Below are 17038 nucleotides of genomic sequence, written 5' to 3'. Positions count from 1 at the left end.
CTTGCCACTACGCTCCCGTGACGCGCCAGATCACGTTGCCGACATCGTCGGCCACCAGCAGCGAGCCGTCGGGACCGAGCGCGACGCCGACCGGGCGGCCATACGACACCTTCTCGTCGGGCGCGAGGAAGCCGGACAGGATGTCGCGCGCCGGCCCCGAGGGTCGGCCGTTCGCGAACGGCACGAACACCACCTTGTAGCCCGACAGCGTCGAGCGATTCCACGAGCCGTGCTGGCCGATCGCCATGCCGTCGGGGAAACCCGGCAGCGTGCCCGCAGGCATCCAGCACAGGCCGAGCGAGGCGGTGTGGCCGCCGAGCGCGTAGTCCGGCTGGATCGCCTTGGCGACCATCGCCGGATCCTGCGGCACGCGATCGTCCACCGTCTTGCCCCAGTAGCAATAGGGCCAGCCATAGAAGCCGCCGTCGCGCACCGACGTCAGATAGTCCGGCGGCGTCTCGTCACCGATGCCGTCGCGCTCATTGACGACGGTCCACAGCACATTGGTGGTCGGCTCCCATGCGAGCCCGACCGGGTTGCGCAGGCCGCCAGCGAAGATGCGGCTGGTGCCGGCGACGAGATCGAGCTCATAGATCGCGGCACGGCCTTCCTCGACCCTCATGCCGTTCTCGGCGATGTTGCTGAGCGAGCCGACGCCGGCATAGAGCTTCTTGCCGTCGGCGCTCGGCAGCAGGCTGCGCGTCCAGTGCCCGTCGGGCTTGAAGGTGACGAGCTTGCGCCCTTCCGCCGTGATGCGGTCTGCGCCCGCGGTGTAGGGAAACGCGACCACGCCGTCGGTGTTGCCGACATAGAACGTGTCGCCGATCAGCGCCATGCCGAACGGCTGGCGCAATCCTTCCATGAAGGCACTGCTGCTTTCGGCGACACCGTCGCCGTCGCGGTCGCGCAGCAGCGTGATGCGGTTGGCGCTGACGCCGAGGGCTGCGGCGCGGCGCATCGTCGCCTGCATCGCATAGTGGAAGACGCTGCGCGGGGTGCCTGCGATTTGCGTCGCCTCCGCGATCAGGACGTCGCCGTTCGGCAGCACGTTGATCCAGCGGGGATGATCGAGCCCGGCCGCAAAGGCGTTAACCTTGAGCCCCGGCGCAGCGGTCGGAAGCTGGCCCTTGTCCCAACCCCGTGCGGTCGGCATCTTCAGCGTCGGGATCGCGCCCTGCGACTTCGCCGCCGGGATTTGCGGCGCGCTGCCCCAGGCCGGTGCGGGCTCGGCGCCCTGCATCCGCCGCCACGCCACGGCGCCGGCTCCGATCGCCGCGACGACGCGCGCAAAAACTCCAGACGTGCTCATGAACTTCCCCTGTAATTGCGCCGTGTTGCTACGCATTTCCGCCTGCGGCCCGCACGAGCATTCGCATAATGCCGGCCCTGATGACAGTAGTTATACGATCTTCGCATCCGCCATCGAATCGACGAAACTGGCTGTACGCTCCCTTGTCAGAGCGTTTTCCTCCCTGAGACCTTGCCCGCCCGGTCGGCGGGCTTCCTTTTACGAAGCGCCCGGCTTTTTCAAAGCACTGCAGGCGCGGCCGGCTGTGGGGCGTTATAGCCGAAAACGCATAGCGGCCCAGCAGCGGATGCATCCCACCGGGCAGAGCGACGACGCAGGTCTATGCGGACGCAAGCCCCCTCACCAAAACCTGATCCCACGCTCGTGCAGACTCACCTTCGTGCGTTGCATGGCAGATCAGGAACGCCGCTCCGTGGCGGCCGTTGGTCGTGACACCAGCAAGGAGTGTATGAATGCAACGGAAGACCAAGATATTGTCTCTGGCCGCGGCATCTCTGATCGCAACGACGGCAGGCGCGTGCGCGCAGGGCTATTATCCGTATGGGAACTCCAGTGCCTATTACGGCGGCCCTCGCTACGAGACCGTTCAACCGCGCGTGATGTACAACTCGCAACCGGGCTGGTACGGCGCGATGAACGGCACCAACCATCCGGCGCCAAGCTCGTCGCAGGGCGACGTCGGTCCTGAAGGGAACAACAACGGCACGCTGACCGGCGTCTATCGCCAGTGGTAGCCCACACAAAGCTGACGGCCCATCGCTCGGTTTGAGCGATGGCCCTTTGCTATTCGTCAGCCGCTATGACCGCGCCGCAGCGATACGTCCTACTTCACCATCGCGCCGTAGACGATGTCCTGCACGTTCTCGCGATAATATTTGCGCAGCTCGCCGGGCGCTGCGGTTCCGACCACCACGACGAGGCGTTCCTTCGGATCGCAGAAGAACTGCGTGCCATAGGCGCCGTTCCAGGTGAACTCGCCGGGATTGCCCGGCACCGACGACAGCCCCTCGCTGGTCCGCACCGCGACCGCCAGCCCGAAGCCGAAGCCGCCGCGATGCGGCTCGACCGCGGCGACGTTATTCTTGATCTCGGGCCCGAGATGGTTCGACGTCATGAGGCGCACCGTATTTGGGCTGAGGACGCGCTTGCCGTCGAGCTCGCCGCCATTGAGCAGCATCTGTCCGAAGCGGACATAGTCGCCGACGGTCGCGAACGAGCAGGCACCGCCGCAGTCGAATTTGGTTGGCGCGTCGAGCAGCTTGATGGCTTGCGGCTTGCCGGTGAGCGGATCGTTGGGGAACGGATGCGCCAGACGCGCGCGCTGGGCGTCGGTCGGGTGGAACGTCGCTTCCTTCATGCCGAGCGGCTTCCAGACATTGGCCGAAAGATAGTCGCCGAGCCGCTGGCCGGAAACCTTCTCGACGACGGCGCCGAGCACGTCGATCGAGAAGCCGTATTCGAACTCGGCGCCGGGCTGATGCACCAGAGGCAGCTTGGTGATGCGGTCGATGAAGGCCGCCGTGTCGCCCTCGACGGCCGGCGCCGTGCCGTCGGGATAGAGCCGCGCCAGCGCGCTCGAGCTGTCGGGCCGGCCGCCATACATCAGGCCCGAGGTGTGGCGATAGAGATCATGGATGAAGATCGGCCGGGCCTGCGGCTCCATCGTCAGCGAACCGTCGGCCTGCTGCACGCCCACCTTCATGTCGGCAAACGCCGGATAGAACTCGGCGACCTTCGCCTGCAGCGGCAACCGGCCCTGCTCCATCAGCGTCAACCCCGCGACCGCCGCCATCGGCTTGGTCATCGAGGCCAGCGCGAACACCGCATCGATCGGCATCGGCGTGCCCTTGACCGGGTCGAGCTGGCCGTAGGCCTTGTAGTGCACGAGCTTGCCGTCGCGTGCGATCGCCACCACGGCGCCGGGCACGCGCTTGACCGCGATCTCGCGCGCGAAGAAGTCGTCGAGCCGCGCCAGCCCCTGATCCGAGAAACCGGCCTGATGCGCCGAAGCTTCCGGGAGCGGCGGCGCGGCGTGGGCGATGTTGACGGCAAGACACGTGGCGGCGGCAGCCGCGGCAATGGCGATCGTTCTCATTGTTTCCTCACCAGGGACCGCGGGCGATTGTTATGAATTCGCTGCCCGCTCCGGCAGGCTTAGATCACGCCGGCAAAGGCGACAAGGCGTGGCGGCGCGCGGCGGTGTCGCCGGGGCGCATGTCTCCTGCCGTGACGTCTCCTGCAGCGAAGAACGGCTCGACCTCGTGCTCGAACGTCTTCAGCGCAGCGCCGATCGCCTGGTGCATGTCGAAATATTTGTAGGAGCCGGGCCGACCGCCGAAAACGACGTTCGGATGCGATGCCTTCATGGCATGATAGGACGCGAGCATCGCGCGGTCGGCTGCCGTGTTGATCGGATAATGCTGCTCGGCGATGACGGCGCCGAAGAAGCCCGCGCCGACCACGACAACGTCGAAGCACTCTGCATGTGGCCCTCGCCCCGATGAGCGAGCTCTATCCACGCTTCTCGATGCAGCGGTCGGTGCGGGACATCCACGAGATCACGATGTCGATCGCGGGCGCGGCCGGCGCCAATCTGTTGCCCGCCGAGCCGGTGCCGGCAGGCGTCTGGACGCCGAAACGGGCGGCCTGATCGCACCGCCATTTCCGTGGCCGCCTTGCGCCGGCTGCGCTACCGTGGGCTCGTCACCTCCGACCGGGTCCAGCATGAACCGCCGCGCGTTTGTCTCGGGACTGGCCATCGCCGCAGCGCTCGCGGGCCTTGCCGCGCCGCCGGCCGCCGGCGACGGCAGGCGTGTGGCGCTGGTGATCGACAACGGCACCTACAGAAGCGTGCCGGCGCTGTCCAATCCGCCAAATGATGCCGGCGATATCGCCGCGGCGCTGAAGCGCCTCGGCTTCGCCGTCACCCTGATCACCAACGGCAGCTTCGACGAGATGCGGCGCGGCCTGATCGCGTTCGGACGCAATGCCGCCGGGGCCGACATGGCCGCGGTGTATTTTGCCGGCCACGGCATGGAGATCAACGGCGACAACTGGCTGATCCCGGTCGATGCCGAGCTGAAGCGCGATACGGACGCTGCCAATGAAGCGATCAGCCTGCAGAGCGTGATCCTGCAGGTCTCCAGCACCGGAAGCCTCGGCCTCGTCATCCTCGACGCCTGCCGCAACAATCCGTTCGCGGCGAAGATGAGCCGCTCGCTCGCCACCCGCGCTACCGCAAGCAATGGGCTCGGCCGCATCGAGCCGGTCGGCAACGTGCTGGTCGCCTACGCCGCGCGCGACGGCACCACCGCGCTCGACGGCGACGGCCGGAACAGCCCGTTCGCCGCGGCGCTGTTGCGCAACATCGAGGCGCCGGGCGTCGAGGTCACCTTCATGTTCCGCGACGTCCGCGACGACGTGATGGAGGCGACGCGCAACGAGCAGCAGCCCTTCGTCTACGGCTCGCTGTCGCGCAAGGCGATCTACCTGGCAGCGCCGCCGGTCGACACAACGGCGCCGAAACAGGCGAACGCGACGCCGGCGGCCGCGGCTCCAGCCCTGTCGGCACCACCGGCGACGTCAGCCGGCGCGATCGATCCCGCGCTGGTCGGCACCTGGGAAATCATGGTGGCGGGCAGCCGCGGCCAGTCGCGCTGGATCTGGCAGATCATGGCCGACGGCACCTACAAATTCCACGCCGAGCCCTTCCACTCGGCGCAATCGCATGAAGGCACCGTCACCTTCGCCAACGGCCGCTGGACGCTGCATGCGCTGAGGGGACTGAGGAACTACAGCGATGCCGGCTCCTACGAGATCCACGACAGCATCGCGGTGATCACCGGCAAGCTCGGCACCGGCTATTGGAAACGCAGCGTGGAGTGAGGCGGCGCGATGCAAGGGTGCAGCCGCAGGCTTCGCAGGCCTTATAAGTCCAGTTGACCCGTCGCCGGATAGACCACCATACCATCGCCCTGCACGACGGCGCCTTCAGTGAGGCGGGCGGGCTCCTGGCGGCCCTCCCCCATGAGGTGGACGACGGTCTCGCCGGACGCAATGAGATAGTCGGCGACGATGCGGCGGTGACAGCGCCACCACACGGCTTCCGAGCACATGATCGCGCAGCGTTGCCGGTGGCCCTCGTCGCGCAAATGCTGCAGGCTCGCGTTAAACTGCGGCGACAGCGCGTAGTCGGCGTAGTTGTGGAAGCTCTCGTTGCTCCAGAATCCGTTAACCGAAGGCGGCACGCTTCGCGCCTTGCCGCGGAGCCCGCCGAGATCGGCCAGATGCTCATAGGAGATGCCGGCGGCCGCCAGCGGATGGGGGAGCGAGTCCTTGTTGAACTGCGGATTAGTCCGCGACCGCGGCACCGTTCTGATGTCGACGACCCGGTCGATCCTGGCCGTAGTGAGGAGGACGATGAAGTCCTCGAGACTGCGGTTGGAATGGCCGATCGTGAACAACGGCAGCGCCGCGCCTGTGCTAGGCATGATGGAGGGCGCTGCCCTTGTGCGCCGCGACGTGATCGGTCTTGTCGCTCTTGATCTCGTACTGCGGATCGGCCTCCGAGGCGCGGTGCATGTGCCCCTTGTAGTCGAAATCGCTGGTGTGAACCGCGATGATGGTGCCCGAGACCCGTCCGGCCTCGGAATTCCATCTGACGTGATCGCCGACCTTGAATAGTCTGGCCATCTCGCAACCTCCGGCTTGGTCGAGCACGGCAGGTTCTGGCGATTTGGCATGGCCAACACCAGCAACCTGACCGGCACAGCATAGCCGGTCTCGTGGCAATCGGCGAAGCCGATACCGAACCGCCGAGCAAGGCGACGGCGCTTTGCCGATCCCGACTACAGCGGCTTCATCAGCTCGGCGGCGGTCGCACCTTCCGGGGCAATGTAGATCGCAAGCAATGTCGACGGCACCGTCGCGCTCGGATTGCGCGCGACCACTGCTGGTCGGCTTCACGAACGTGGCCGAGCAGAACGCGCCGGCGGTGGCGCGGCGACTGAGGCACGTGCTCCAGCCCTGTCTGAAGGCGCGGCCGGGCGGCTGACCGCGCGGTTGCGGCTGCTTTCTTCCCTGCGAGCGGCGAGCAGGGCCGGTCAATGCGGCTGGGAAGTGGGAAGCTAGTCTCTCGCAGGAAAAATCCGAACTCGCATACTATTGAAATTGCTATTGGATTTTCCAAACCGTGAATGGCCGTACCGGAGCCGGCCAGAGCTCCCGCCTGTGAGCACGCGATCACGCACGGCCAAACCCGTCATGGCGGCCGGGCATTTCAAGAGAAGGTTCAAATGTTTAGGCCGTGAAGAGGCTCGCTTTCTTCGGATCGCGGCGGCCTTGAGTTCAAATCGTCGTGCGAACCTTGCGGACCTCAACCTAAGGGCCACCTGATGCGACGAATGCGAAGGACCCTACATCGGGGCCGGCCTCCCGCCCAGGCTCGATCGAGCCAGCCGGTCATGAAGGACAAAACGCCGATTGAAAAACAATGAGCTTCCTTCCGGGCTGAAACTTACAGCAAGCGCAGAACGATGCGTAAAGAATGTCACGATTTCGTTTGGTTGACGGTCCAAATTGAGCCTCCCTATGGTTGTGCGGCTAAGGAGTCGCATCTAGCGTCGGCGCCAGCCGGTTTTTGATGCAAGCCCCCTAAGGACGATTTCCGCGACGCGGCCTGACGCCTGCGCCGCCCATGCGGCTCCTCTTCGGAGTCGCCAGACCTGGAGACGACTGCAATGTCCACCTCTGCATCCCCGAAACTCGCAGAATCGACGGCCGTCAACGAAGCCATCAAGGCGCGGATGGCGCCGAAGCAGGCGACGCAGGCCGCGCCCGTCGACATCACCGGCAATCCGGTGGCCAAGATCGTCTTCAATCCCGAAGCCGCGCCGGAAGAACGCAGCCGACAGATCGGCGCCCTGCTCTCGCCGGACCTTGCCGAGGAGTGCAAGGCGTCGATCAAGCAGGTCGAAGCCTACAAGGAATATCTGGCGCAGCAGCGCACGCTGATGCAGCGCAAGCTGATCGAGCTGTCGTCGACGACCGTCTTCGCCAAGATGAAGCAGACCTTTGCGGACATGAACAAGGGCGTTCTCGACTTCCGCGAGATGATCCGGCCGTTGGTCGACAATCTCGATGCGCTCTACACGCTGCGCACCGCCGGCGACAATGTCGTGCTGGATACCTTCGCGGAGATCGAGGAGGATCGCAAGCGCGAGGCCGATTGGGACCGCCGCACGTCGGGAGTCGAATCCGAAGCGCGGCAGATTACCTCCGACAAGGAGATGCTCGAGCGCGACATCGCCAAGCTCAAGACGCAGACCGGCCTGTTCGGCGGCATCAAGAAATCCGCACAGGCCGAAATCGCCGCCAAGGAGCTCCTGATCGCCAAGCGGATCGATGACCTCAAGACCTGCCGCGACAAGGCGCAGGCGATCATCGTGGAGAAGGCCGAGCGCGACGCCAAGCAGGGCAAGTTCAAAGCCGAGAAGGACCAGGTCCGCAAGATGCTCGACATTTCCGGTCCCGAGCACGTCAAGCGCGTCGAAGGCATCATCAAGGCGGCGCTCGACTACATCGACAAGTCGCAGGTCACGGTCTCGGAGCTGCGCGACGAACTCGGAGGGATCGAAGGGCAAGCCGACAAGCTGGTCAAGATCAACTCGCAGATGATCACGGTGGTCGCGATTCTCGACAAGGGCATAGACCTCGCCTGCGCGGCGAACAAGGACAAGGTGCAGGCACTGTCGACCGCACGGGAGGGCGAGGACACCCTTGCCCGTCTCGAGCGCGAGCGCAAGAAGAACGATTTCGAGCGTCACGTCACCGCCCTGCTCGACAGCGGGCGCGGCACCAAGAAGACCGTGGCCGATCTCGAGAAGGATGCGGTCGACGCCAACACCTTCCACGACGCCCTCGGCAAGCAGAATGTCAACCTGCGTGAACTCTCCAGCGACGGTATCGCGAGTGTCGCCACCAGCCTGAACACCACCATTCAGGCGCTCAACAACTCGGCGCTCAATGAGGCCTCGGAGAGCGTGCGCGATTCGATGCGGGCGATGAATGCGGTGACCGACGACGTCGCCAACAAGGAGGTCATTCGCCAGGCGCTGCAGGTCGACGAGCAATCCAAGCGGATCATGGAGAAGGTCGAGTCGATGTCGAACATCGCCGAATCGCTGCAGGCCGCCAACAAGCTGCGCGAAGACGGGCTGTCCAACATCCAGAGCCGGCTCGGCGAGCTCAGCGACGTCACCGCTACCGTACGGGCGCGGCTGCAGGAGAGCATCGGCATGGACGCCAAGGATCCCGGCGCGTCGGCCGCTGCCGCGGCGCCGAAGCCGGTCGACGACAAGGAAATCACCTTCGGGCAGATCTGAGGCCCGCCCCGGACCGGGACTGCCGGTCCGGCCTTCCGTACCGCAAGCCTGACTGACCGCAAGCCGTGACTGATGGAAATCCCAAATGGCCGACAACTTCCTGATCACCGGCAGCGACAAGCTCGCCAGCCGGAAGAACTTCAAGCTGGTCGGCCGCGCGGAGAAGTTCGAGGAGTTGTGCACCATCCTGACGCGGATGGAAGCCAACAGCGTGATCGTCTCCGGTCCGAGCGGCGTCGGCATCACCACGCTGGCGCTGGCGCTGCAGGCGCGCAAGGCCGACCCTGATGCGCCGTTCGACATCGTCAACAAGCGGCTGTTCTGGCTCGACACCGACGGCCTGTTCGGCCTCGGCGACAACGACGCGATCGTCAAGCAGTTCAAGGCGATATTTGCCATCCTGAACCGCACCCCCGATAGCGTTCTGATTGTCGAGGATACGCTCGATCTGATCGATGCGCTGCGCAACAGCGGGCTGATGCACATCGTCAATGCGTTGACGGCGATGGTGAAGGCGAAGAAGACGCAGGTCTTCCTCGAGGTGCGCGAGGCCGACCTGACGCAGGTCCTGAAGTGCCATTCCGACTTCCGCGATCACTTTACGCTGATGGATCTGACCGAGCCGGTCGGCGCCGAGCTCGAGGAGATCGCGCTGCATGGCGCGAAGGATCTCGAGGAGAACTACGAGGTCCGGATCGATCCGGCGGCGGTCAAGGCCGCCATCGACATGTCGAGCAAGTATCGTTCGCTCGACACCGGCCTGACCGCGGCGCAGCCTGCGCGCACCCGCACCCTGCTCGATCGCGGCATGGCGCGCTATTTGTTGCGGGCGCATTCGACGCCGCCGCTGCTCGCGGAGCTGGAGGCGGAGCTCGCGCGTCTTGCGGCCAGCGGGCCGGCTTCCGGAAACGAGGAAAAAGCCGCTGCCGTGCGCGCCGCCATCGCGCGCCATAAGGCCGAGTTCGCCGAATACCAGGCCAAGATCAAGGGCTACTATGCGGCGCAGCGCGAGGGCGAGAAGTCGATCGCGCACATGGAGGCCCAACTGCGCGGGCTCGAGGAAGAAGAAAAGAAGCGGCACCTCGATGAGCCCGCCGGCAAGGCCTCGGCGAGCGATGCCGACTTCGATCTGATCGCCAGGGCGTCCGGCTACGCGACGCCCGAGATACTCCAACTGCGCGGCGACATCGCGCGGACCCAGGCCGCCGTCGACGAAAATCGGGTGAAATACAAAGCCGTCACCAGGGAGATCAACGATCGGCTGCTGTTCACGGCAGCTATGGTGATCGATGAATTTTCATTGATCTCCGGCATCGACGCCTCCAAGCTCAAGCAGAACGACGCCGTCAAGTTGCTCAATCTCCACGGCTCGCTGAAGCGGCGCGTGTTCGGTCAGGACGCGGTGCTCGATCACGTCGATCGTGCCGTCAAGGTCTGGCGGCGGGGACGGCGTACCGACAGGCCGCTGCCGTTCCTGTTCTGCGGCGCCAGCGGCGTCGGCAAGACCGAGGTCGCCAAGGGGTTGGCGGAGGCGTTGTTCGACACCGACAAGGCGTTGAATCGCTACGACATGGGCGAATTCATGGAGAAGAACGACGTCACCAAGCTGATCGGCGCGCCTCCGGGCTATGACGGCTTCGCTGCCGGCGGCGAGATGACCAATTCGGTGCGGGCCAATCCGTATCAGGTCATGCTGTGGGACGAGATCGAGAAGGCTCATCCCGACATCTTCAACATCTGCCTCAACATCCTCGATGACGGGCGCTGCCGCGACAATCTGGGCCGCAAGGTCGAGTTCGGCGACGTGGTGATGCCGATGACCACCAACATCGGCGCGGATCATGCGCTGCGGGTCGGCACCGGTCCCGGCGACTTGACCCAGGAAGAGGCCTACGAACTCACCATCCGCGACCTGAAGAAGGCCTTCCGGACGGAATTCCTGAACCGCTTCGAGGGACGCGAGAACATTATCCTGTTCCACAAGCTCAACATGGACACGATCGAGAAGATCGTGTTCCGCGAAATCTCACGCATCAACGCCTTCTACGCGGCGCAATCGATCGAGGTGCGCTTCCCCGAGGCTCAGCTGCGGGAGTTCTGCGACAAGACCTATTCGCCCGAGATCGGAGCGCGCGGCCTGCCGGGCCGCATCAAGCGCATCGAGGCCATGATCGTCGAGAAGACGATGGCGGACGCCGCCTTCAGCGGTACGCTCGACATCGGCTTCGATGCCACGAGCCGCAACTTCACGTCGAGCTGGATCCCCCGTGACAGAAAAGCCGCATAACGACGCCGACGCGTTGCTGGACGGCATCGACAAGACGCTGTCCGACTTCAAGACCAAGGCCTATGAGGCCAAGAAGTCCTATGACCAGTCGGATCTCGGACGCGCCCACCGGGAACTGAGCATGCTCGGCCGGTTCTGGTCGCAGTTCGTCCGTTCCTGCGGGTGGATCTATCTGACCTTGATCGCGCCGGTCACCTGGCGGCTCTACCGCTTCGTGCGATGGGCGTTCGCCCGCTACCGCGCGCTCTGGGCGCGCTGCGTCTACGCCAAGGACGCCTATGGCGATCCGGAATTCAGCAAGGCGCGCGGCGGAATGATGATCCTTGCGACGATCGTCGCCTGCTACCTCGTCTACGGCGCAGCGACGGTCGCGGCGACCTTGCCGTGGTATCTCGCCACGGTGCGGCACGACGAGCAGCTGTATCTCTCCAACTCGCAGAACCTCTCGAGCTCCCAAACCGAGGGCCTCGAGGTCCACGAGGTCTACGGTTGCGAGACCCTGCCCTGCACCGAGCAGAACACGGTGACGTTCCGGGTACGCTCCACCTGGTTCAACGAGATCTGGAGCGTGCTCCATCACGGTTCGCTGTTTTATCCCGGCTACGTCGCTGCGGCGGTCAGCCCGGTGCTGAACCGCTGCATCATCACCTCCTACGGCATCCGCAAGAAATTCCTGGTGCGAACCTGGGAGCTCTATCCCGACCTCGTGCAGGTTGAATGCATGCCGACCGACGCTGGTGGGGGCAAGGACGGCAAGGTGATCGACAACAAGGACTATCGCTAGGTCGCTTCACGCTGATGTCGACGCGGCGCCCCGTGCATCCGGGCTACGAGCCGATCAAGCTTGCCATGAGGGGAATGGTGCCCAGGGGCGGGATCGAACCACCGACACTGCGATTTTCAGTCGCATGCTCTACCAACTGAGCTACCTGGGCAAACCCGCGGGGCCGAAAAGGCCGCAGCGAGCGGGCGGTTTATAGAGAGGTCGGGGCGCTGTGTCCACCCGCCTTCGCCAAAGGCTTCGGCGCGGCGGGCCCGCCCGGCATTGTTTCCCCAACTTGTTGGGAAATCTTGGCTATTCCGGGTCCTCCACGTCGTCCTCGCGGCCGGGAACGACATAGCGGCCGCTGAGCCAGCGGTTGAGGTCGACGGCGCGGCAGCGCGACGAGCAGAACGGGAGAAAGGCCTGCTGGGCGGGCTTGCCGCAGATCGGGCAGGTGCGCGGGGTGGCCGGGGGTGTTTGGGCTTGGTCAGTCATGGCTGGGACGGAGTTTACACCAGTTGGCAATTGAGAGCGCGGCCGCGTGTTCCGCTATGCTCCGGCTCCTCTTCCCTTCTCCCCTCTTGTCCGACGAAGCCTTGGCGGAGGCGGATGTGGGAGAAGGTGGCGCGCAGCGCCGGCTGAGGGGTCTCTATCCGCGGAAACAGACCCCTCACCCAAATCGCATCTGACGATGCGATTTGACCTCTCCCACAAGGGGAGAGGTGCACCGCGAATGCCGATACATCAGGATTGATCTCACACCGCGACGGCGTTGAGCCAGCCGTGACGGATCGGAAAGCCCTCACCGCCGAGCAGGGTCACGGTCTCGTAGAGCGGCAGGCCGACGACGTTGGTGTAGGAGCCGACCATCTTCACCACGAAGGATCCGGCGATGCCCTGCACGGCATAGCCGCCGGCTTTGCCGCGCCATTCGCCGGAGCCGATATAGGCCTGGATATCGTCGTCGCTGAGCCGCTTGAAGCGCACGCGCGTCTCGACCAGGCGCTGGCGGAACGCCTCGCGCGGCGTCACCACGCAGATCGCGGTGTAGACGCGGTGGTTGCGGCCCGACAGCAAGCGCAGGCACTGCGCGGCCTCGTCGACCAGATTGGCCTTGGGCAGGATGCGGCGGCCGACCGCGACCACGGTGTCGGCGGAAATGATGAAGGAGCCGCGCAGATCGTCGTCGAGCTGCACCGACTTCAGCGCCGCGTCCGCCTTCGCACGCGCCAGGCGGTTGGCGCAGGCGCGCGGCAACTCGCCCCGCCGCGGGGTCTCGTCGACATCGGCCGGACGCAGCGCGTCGGGCTCGATGCCGGCCTGGTTGAGCAGGGCCAGCCGCCGCGGCGAACCGGAAGCAAGAACGAATTTGGGACGGCCTAGCATGCGGGCTTTTGGGCTGAATCGGGGGGACGGACGCGGGCGGAACCTATCGGATGGGGCATGGATGCACAACCTTGGAACCGGCCGCGAATCGCGCTTCCCCGTGGGCGACAAGGCCCCATAAGCACAGCTGTTTGTCAGTCTGGCGACAAGGGGCCGACCTTGCGAATCGGAACACCGGGTCCCTGCGCTGAGCCTCACAGGTTCGCGACGCCGGCCTTGGTAAAGCGGCGGCGGATGCGCAGCAACAGGCCGTCGCAGACCTCGCGATAGGCGGCGAGCTTCTGCTCGCGATTGCCGCTGGTGCCGGTCGGATCAGGGGTCGGCCAGTATTCGACAGCGGCGGCGAGCGTCCGGGTCAGATCCAGCGCCTTGTGGTGCGCCTCGGGCGACAGCGTGATGATGAGGTCGAAGTTCAGCCCCTCCCAATCCTCAAGCTCCTCGAAGGTCTGCGGCTTGTGGCCGGAAATGTCCTGGCCGAACTCGGCCATCACCGCGACCGCGAACGGATCGAGTTCGCCCTTCTTCACGCCGGCGGAGCGGACATAGACGCCTTGCGGGAACATCTGCTGCAGCAGGCTTTCGGCCATGGGCGAGCGCACGGCGTTGTGCCCGCATGCGAACAGCACGGCCTGCGGGGAGCGCGCGCGCGGCGCTTCCATGCGATCAGGCTTTTTTCGACCGGGGTACGCCCCCGTCGTCTGGCGAAGCGGAGATCATCTTCGGGATCATGCGCCCTCACCCTTCCAGTGCAGCACAGTGATCAGCGTGAACAGCCGCCGCGCGGTCTCGAAATCGACACGCACCTTGCCCTTGAGCCGCTCCTGCAGCGTGCGCGAGCCCTCGTCATGGATGCCGCGGCGGCCCATGTCGATCGCCTCGATCTTGTCCGGTGTCGCGGTACGGATCGCCTGATAGTAGCTGTCGCAGATCATGAAGTAGTCCTTCACGACGCGGCGGAACGGCGTCAGCGACAATAGATGCGCCACCACGGGCGCGCCGTCCTCTTTCCTGATATCGAACATCAGCCGGTTGCCGGTGATCGCGATATGCAGGGTATAGGGCCCCGGCCCGGCTGCGCCTTCGGGCGCGAACAGGTTCTGCTCGACCAGGTCGTAGATGGCGATCGCCCGCTCATGCTCAATGTCGGGCCCGGAACGGCCGATCGATTCCTCGTCGAGCGTCACCGCGACGATGCGATTGTTGGAATCCTCGTCGTCTGGTGGCTTGTTCATGAGAGGTTGAGGCGCAATCCGACGGAACGTGAATGGGCATCGAGACCCTCGGCCTGGCCGAGCGTCATCGCGGCGGGCCCGAGCGCACGAAGCTGATCCGGCCCGCAGCGCAGGATCGAGGTTCGCTTCATGAAGTCAAGCACCCCGAGGCCCGAGGAGAACCGGGCCGAGCGCGCGGTCGGCAGCACATGGTTGGAGCCGCCGACATAGTCGCCGATCGCCTCCGGGGTATGGGGCCCGAGGAAAATCGCCCCGGCGTTGCGGACGTTTTTGGACAGGCCCTCGGCGTCCGCGGTCATGATCTCCAGATGCTCGGCCGCGATCGCATTGGCGAGTTCGACCGCGTCGTCGAGCTTTGCCACCATGATCACGGCGCCGAAATCGTCCCACGAGGCGCGCGCAATCGCCGCACGCGGCAGCGTCGCAAGCTGCGCCTCGACCGCGCGCTCGACATCGGCCGCGAGCCGCGGGCTGTCGGTGATCAGGATCGACTGCGCGCTGACGTCATGCTCGGCCTGCGCCAGGAGATCGGCCGCGATCCAGTCGGCATTGCCGGTGTCGTCGGCGATCACGAGCACCTCGGATGGCCCGGCGATCATGTCGATGCCGACCTTGCCGAACACGAGCCGCTTGGCCGCGGCGACATAGGCGTTGCCGGGGCCGACGATCTTGGCGACCGGCGCGATCGTCGCGGTGCCGTAGGCCAGCGCCGCCACCGCCTGGGCGCCGCCGACGCGGTAGATTTCCGAGACACCGCCGAGATGGGCGGCTGCGAGCACCAGCGGGTTGAGCTTGCCGTCCGGCGCCGGCACCACCATCACCACCCGCGGTACGCCGGCAACCCGGGCCGGCACTGCATTCATCAGCACCGAGGACGGATAGGCCGCGGTCCCGCCAGGCACGTAAAGTCCGACCGCATCGACCGCGCTCCAGCGCCAGCCGAGCTCGACGCCGGCGGCATCGGTGAAGCGCTCGTCCTTGGGTAGCTGGCGGCGGTGAAAGGTCTCGATCCGGTCGCGCGCGAATGTCAGCGCCTCGACGGTCTTGGCGTCGCAGGCCGCAACCGCGGCGTCGATCTCGGCGGCGGTGATGCGCAGGCCGGCGGCCTCGAGTTCGAGCCGGTCGAACTTTTTGGTCGCCTCGAGCAGCGCCGCATCGCCGCGGGCCGCCACGTCATCGACAATGGCGCGTGTGGCGCGCTCGACGTCGGCCGATACCTCGCGCTTGGCCGCCAGGAATTCGCGGAAGCGTTGCTCGAAATCGGCGCTCTGTCGGTCCAGGCGAACGGGCATGGCGGCTTTCTGAAGAGGAATTCGGGTCCCTGCTCAATGGCGCGGCGGATAATGGCCGTCAACCCTTGGCAGGCACGCAATTTCCCCGTCGTCCCGGCGAAGGACTACTCCGGCCCCACCCCGAGATCGTCAGGCCCGAGATCGGTCAATTCGCACTCCAGGCACTCGACATCGAGCCGCAGCGCCGCACCCTGGCCGAACATCAGCAGCGCACTGCCGCCCGGCGGGTCGGAGGCGTGGAATTCGATCCCGAGCAGTTCCAGGGTGGCTTGCGGCGCCTCCAGGTCGATATTGCGCGACTTGCATGCCAGCACCCGGTCGAACCTGAGCGCGGCGATCAGCCGGCGCGAAGACGTGGCGCCGGCCAGGGTCTGCTCCCAGTCCAGCCGGTTCAGGCCGACCACGAGGCGTTTCTCGTCCTGGCGCCAGACGATGTCGGCGGGCTGGACGCGGGCGTCCTGTACATGGGCGGAGATCACCGCGAGGTCATCGGCATCGAGGGCGATCAGTTTCAGCGGTGCGGGTGGGGACATGACGGTGGTTATAACGCCTTCGGCCGCCTGAGGTAGCACTTGGCCGAAGGAAATCCGGCTCGAGGGAACCGGCCCTGCCGCCGCCCCCGTCAGAGGCTGTTGATGTCCTCGCTCTCCAGCACTGGCCTCGGGTAGCCGTCGCGGGCGACCTTGAGCATGGCGCGGCCGAGCTGTTCCGACGTAGTCATGTAGCTCGGTGCGACCCGCACCAGGAACGAGAGCAGCGGCGAGGTCGCGACATAGATCGCCTGCACCCAGCCGGTCTTGGAGCGCACCCCGTGCAGCGGCTGGATACCGGCGGGCCGGAACATGTAGGCGGCCTTGAACGGCAGCTTGAGCAGGTCGTTCTCGGTCTTGCCCTTCACCCGCGCCCACATCAGCGGGCCCTGTTCGGTGGAATCGGTGCTGCGTCCGCTGACATAGGTGAACACCATGCCGGGATTGAGCCGCGACAGCGTCGTCGCCGCCGCCAGCGTGATGTCGTAGGTCATATGGCGATAGCGCGCCTCGTCCATGCCGATCGAGGAGACGCCGAGGCAGAAGAAGCAGGCGTCATAGCCGACAAGCTGCGGCTCGATCGCGCTGTAGTCGACGAAATTGTCGCAGGTCAGCTCGACGAGCTTTGGATCGCGCTGCCCGGTCGGGCTGCGCCCGACCGCCAGCACGCGCTCGACGCCGGGATCGAGCAGACATTCGCGCAGCACGCCCTGCCCGACCATGCCGGTCGCGCCGAACAGGATGACTTTCATGCGATGTGCTCCTTTTCGACGACTGCGATCCAACGGCAAGGGCCGTGTCAGAGGACGATATATGAGCGCGAGATCTTTCGTGAGGTGAGCACGACGGACAGGCTC

Annotated in this window: 18 protein-coding genes and 1 tRNA gene; 6 read left to right on the top strand and 13 right to left on the bottom strand. The window is 65.6% G+C overall.

Annotated features, from left to right (window positions below; translation table 11 throughout):
- Positions 1-7: 7 nt before the first annotated feature.
- Positions 8-1309, bottom strand: a complete 1302-nt coding sequence (locus tag HU230_RS37600) for a PQQ-dependent sugar dehydrogenase (RefSeq protein WP_176533882.1) — start codon at positions 1307-1309, stop codon at positions 8-10.
- A gap of 452 nt (positions 1310-1761) precedes the next feature.
- Between HU230_RS37600 and HU230_RS37595 the strand changes: the two genes are divergently transcribed.
- Positions 1762-2043: a hypothetical protein gene (locus tag HU230_RS37595; protein WP_176533883.1), complete on the top strand. Its 282-nt coding sequence runs from the start codon at positions 1762-1764 to the stop codon at positions 2041-2043.
- Positions 2044-2132: 89 nt separating this feature from the next.
- Here HU230_RS37595 and HU230_RS37590 read toward each other — a convergent pair whose 3' ends face one another.
- Both HU230_RS37590 and HU230_RS37585 read right to left on the bottom strand, forming a co-directional pair.
- Positions 2133-3404, bottom strand: a complete 1272-nt coding sequence (locus HU230_RS37590; RefSeq protein WP_176533884.1) for a serine hydrolase domain-containing protein — start codon at positions 3402-3404, stop codon at positions 2133-2135.
- Between the two features lie 64 nt (positions 3405-3468).
- Positions 3469-3771: a UDP-galactopyranose mutase gene (locus HU230_RS37585; RefSeq protein WP_176533885.1), complete on the bottom strand. Its 303-nt coding sequence runs from the start codon at positions 3769-3771 to the stop codon at positions 3469-3471.
- Positions 3772-3809: 38 nt separating this feature from the next.
- Here HU230_RS37585 and HU230_RS37580 point away from each other — a divergent pair, with 38 nt between their 5' ends.
- Entirely contained in the window at positions 3810-3959 is a 150-nt protein-coding gene (locus tag HU230_RS37580; protein WP_176533886.1) for a hypothetical protein, read from the top strand.
- Positions 3960-4033: 74 nt separating this feature from the next.
- Positions 4034-5194 carry a caspase family protein gene (locus tag HU230_RS37575; RefSeq protein WP_176533887.1) on the top strand — a complete coding sequence of 387 codons (1161 nt, stop codon included), beginning with the start codon at positions 4034-4036 and terminating at the stop codon, positions 5192-5194.
- Positions 5195-5235: 41 nt separating this feature from the next.
- On the opposite strand, the gene HU230_RS37570 is transcribed toward HU230_RS37575, so the two are convergent.
- Together HU230_RS37570 and HU230_RS37565 are read right to left on the bottom strand one after the other, a co-directional pair.
- Complete coding sequence (locus tag HU230_RS37570; RefSeq protein WP_176533888.1) at positions 5236-5799, bottom strand: DUF488 domain-containing protein; 564 nt, start codon at positions 5797-5799, stop codon at positions 5236-5238.
- On the bottom strand, positions 5792-6001 hold the full coding sequence (locus HU230_RS37565) for a hypervirulence associated TUDOR domain-containing protein (RefSeq protein ID WP_176533889.1): 210 nt from the start codon (positions 5999-6001) through the stop codon (positions 5792-5794). Before HU230_RS37565 ends, HU230_RS37570 begins: the two co-directional genes overlap by 8 nt.
- A 1046-nt stretch (positions 6002-7047) precedes the next feature.
- Between HU230_RS37565 and HU230_RS37560 the strand changes: the two genes are divergently transcribed.
- From HU230_RS37560 to HU230_RS37550, 3 genes are all read left to right on the top strand, one after another.
- Positions 7048-8691, top strand: coding sequence for a hypothetical protein (locus HU230_RS37560; RefSeq protein ID WP_176533890.1), 1644 nt, complete (start codon positions 7048-7050; stop codon positions 8689-8691).
- 85 nt (positions 8692-8776) lie between these two features.
- Positions 8777-10978 (top strand): AAA family ATPase, encoded by a 2202-nt coding sequence (locus HU230_RS37555; protein ID WP_176533891.1) that lies wholly within the window; start codon positions 8777-8779, stop codon positions 10976-10978.
- Positions 10959-11762, top strand: a complete 804-nt coding sequence (locus tag HU230_RS37550) for a hypothetical protein (RefSeq protein ID WP_176533892.1) — start codon at positions 10959-10961, stop codon at positions 11760-11762. Before HU230_RS37555 ends, HU230_RS37550 begins: the two co-directional genes overlap by 20 nt.
- A gap of 75 nt (positions 11763-11837) precedes the next feature.
- Here HU230_RS37550 and HU230_RS37545 read toward each other — a convergent pair.
- The 8 genes from HU230_RS37545 to HU230_RS37510 form a co-directional block, all read right to left on the bottom strand.
- Positions 11838-11913 (bottom strand) — tRNA-Phe (locus HU230_RS37545).
- Positions 11914-12053: 140 nt separating this feature from the next.
- A complete protein-coding gene (gene yacG / locus HU230_RS37540) occupies positions 12054-12236 on the bottom strand; it encodes a DNA gyrase inhibitor YacG (protein WP_176533893.1) in 183 nt (60 codons plus the stop codon).
- 261 nt (positions 12237-12497) lie between these two features.
- Positions 12498-13127, bottom strand: a complete 630-nt coding sequence (locus HU230_RS37535) for a Maf-like protein (RefSeq protein WP_092123132.1) — start codon at positions 13125-13127, stop codon at positions 12498-12500.
- 194 nt (positions 13128-13321) lie between these two features.
- Positions 13322-13786, bottom strand: a complete 465-nt coding sequence (locus tag HU230_RS37530; protein WP_092123130.1) for an arsenate-mycothiol transferase ArsC — start codon at positions 13784-13786, stop codon at positions 13322-13324.
- 66 nt (positions 13787-13852) lie between these two features.
- Positions 13853-14359 (bottom strand): UPF0262 family protein, encoded by a 507-nt coding sequence (locus HU230_RS37525; protein WP_092123128.1) that lies wholly within the window; start codon positions 14357-14359, stop codon positions 13853-13855.
- Positions 14356-15651 carry a histidinol dehydrogenase gene (hisD, locus tag HU230_RS37520; RefSeq protein WP_176533894.1) on the bottom strand — a complete coding sequence of 432 codons (1296 nt, stop codon included), beginning with the start codon at positions 15649-15651 and terminating at the stop codon, positions 14356-14358. The genes HU230_RS37525 and hisD overlap by 4 nt, the downstream gene beginning before the upstream one ends.
- Positions 15652-15755: 104 nt before the next feature.
- A complete protein-coding gene (locus tag HU230_RS37515; protein ID WP_176533895.1) occupies positions 15756-16184 on the bottom strand; it encodes a DUF2948 family protein in 429 nt (142 codons plus the stop codon).
- 89 nt (positions 16185-16273) lie between these two features.
- Positions 16274-16933 (bottom strand): Rossmann-fold NAD(P)-binding domain-containing protein, encoded by a 660-nt coding sequence (locus HU230_RS37510; RefSeq protein WP_176533896.1) that lies wholly within the window; start codon positions 16931-16933, stop codon positions 16274-16276.
- Positions 16934-17038: the final 105 nt, after the last annotated feature.

This window comes from Bradyrhizobium quebecense (genome assembly GCF_013373795.3).
Lineage (GTDB): Bacteria > Pseudomonadota > Alphaproteobacteria > Rhizobiales > Xanthobacteraceae > Bradyrhizobium > Bradyrhizobium quebecense.
The sequence above is the reverse complement of the archived record's forward strand: the minus strand, read 5'-3'. Positions and strand labels throughout refer to the sequence as shown.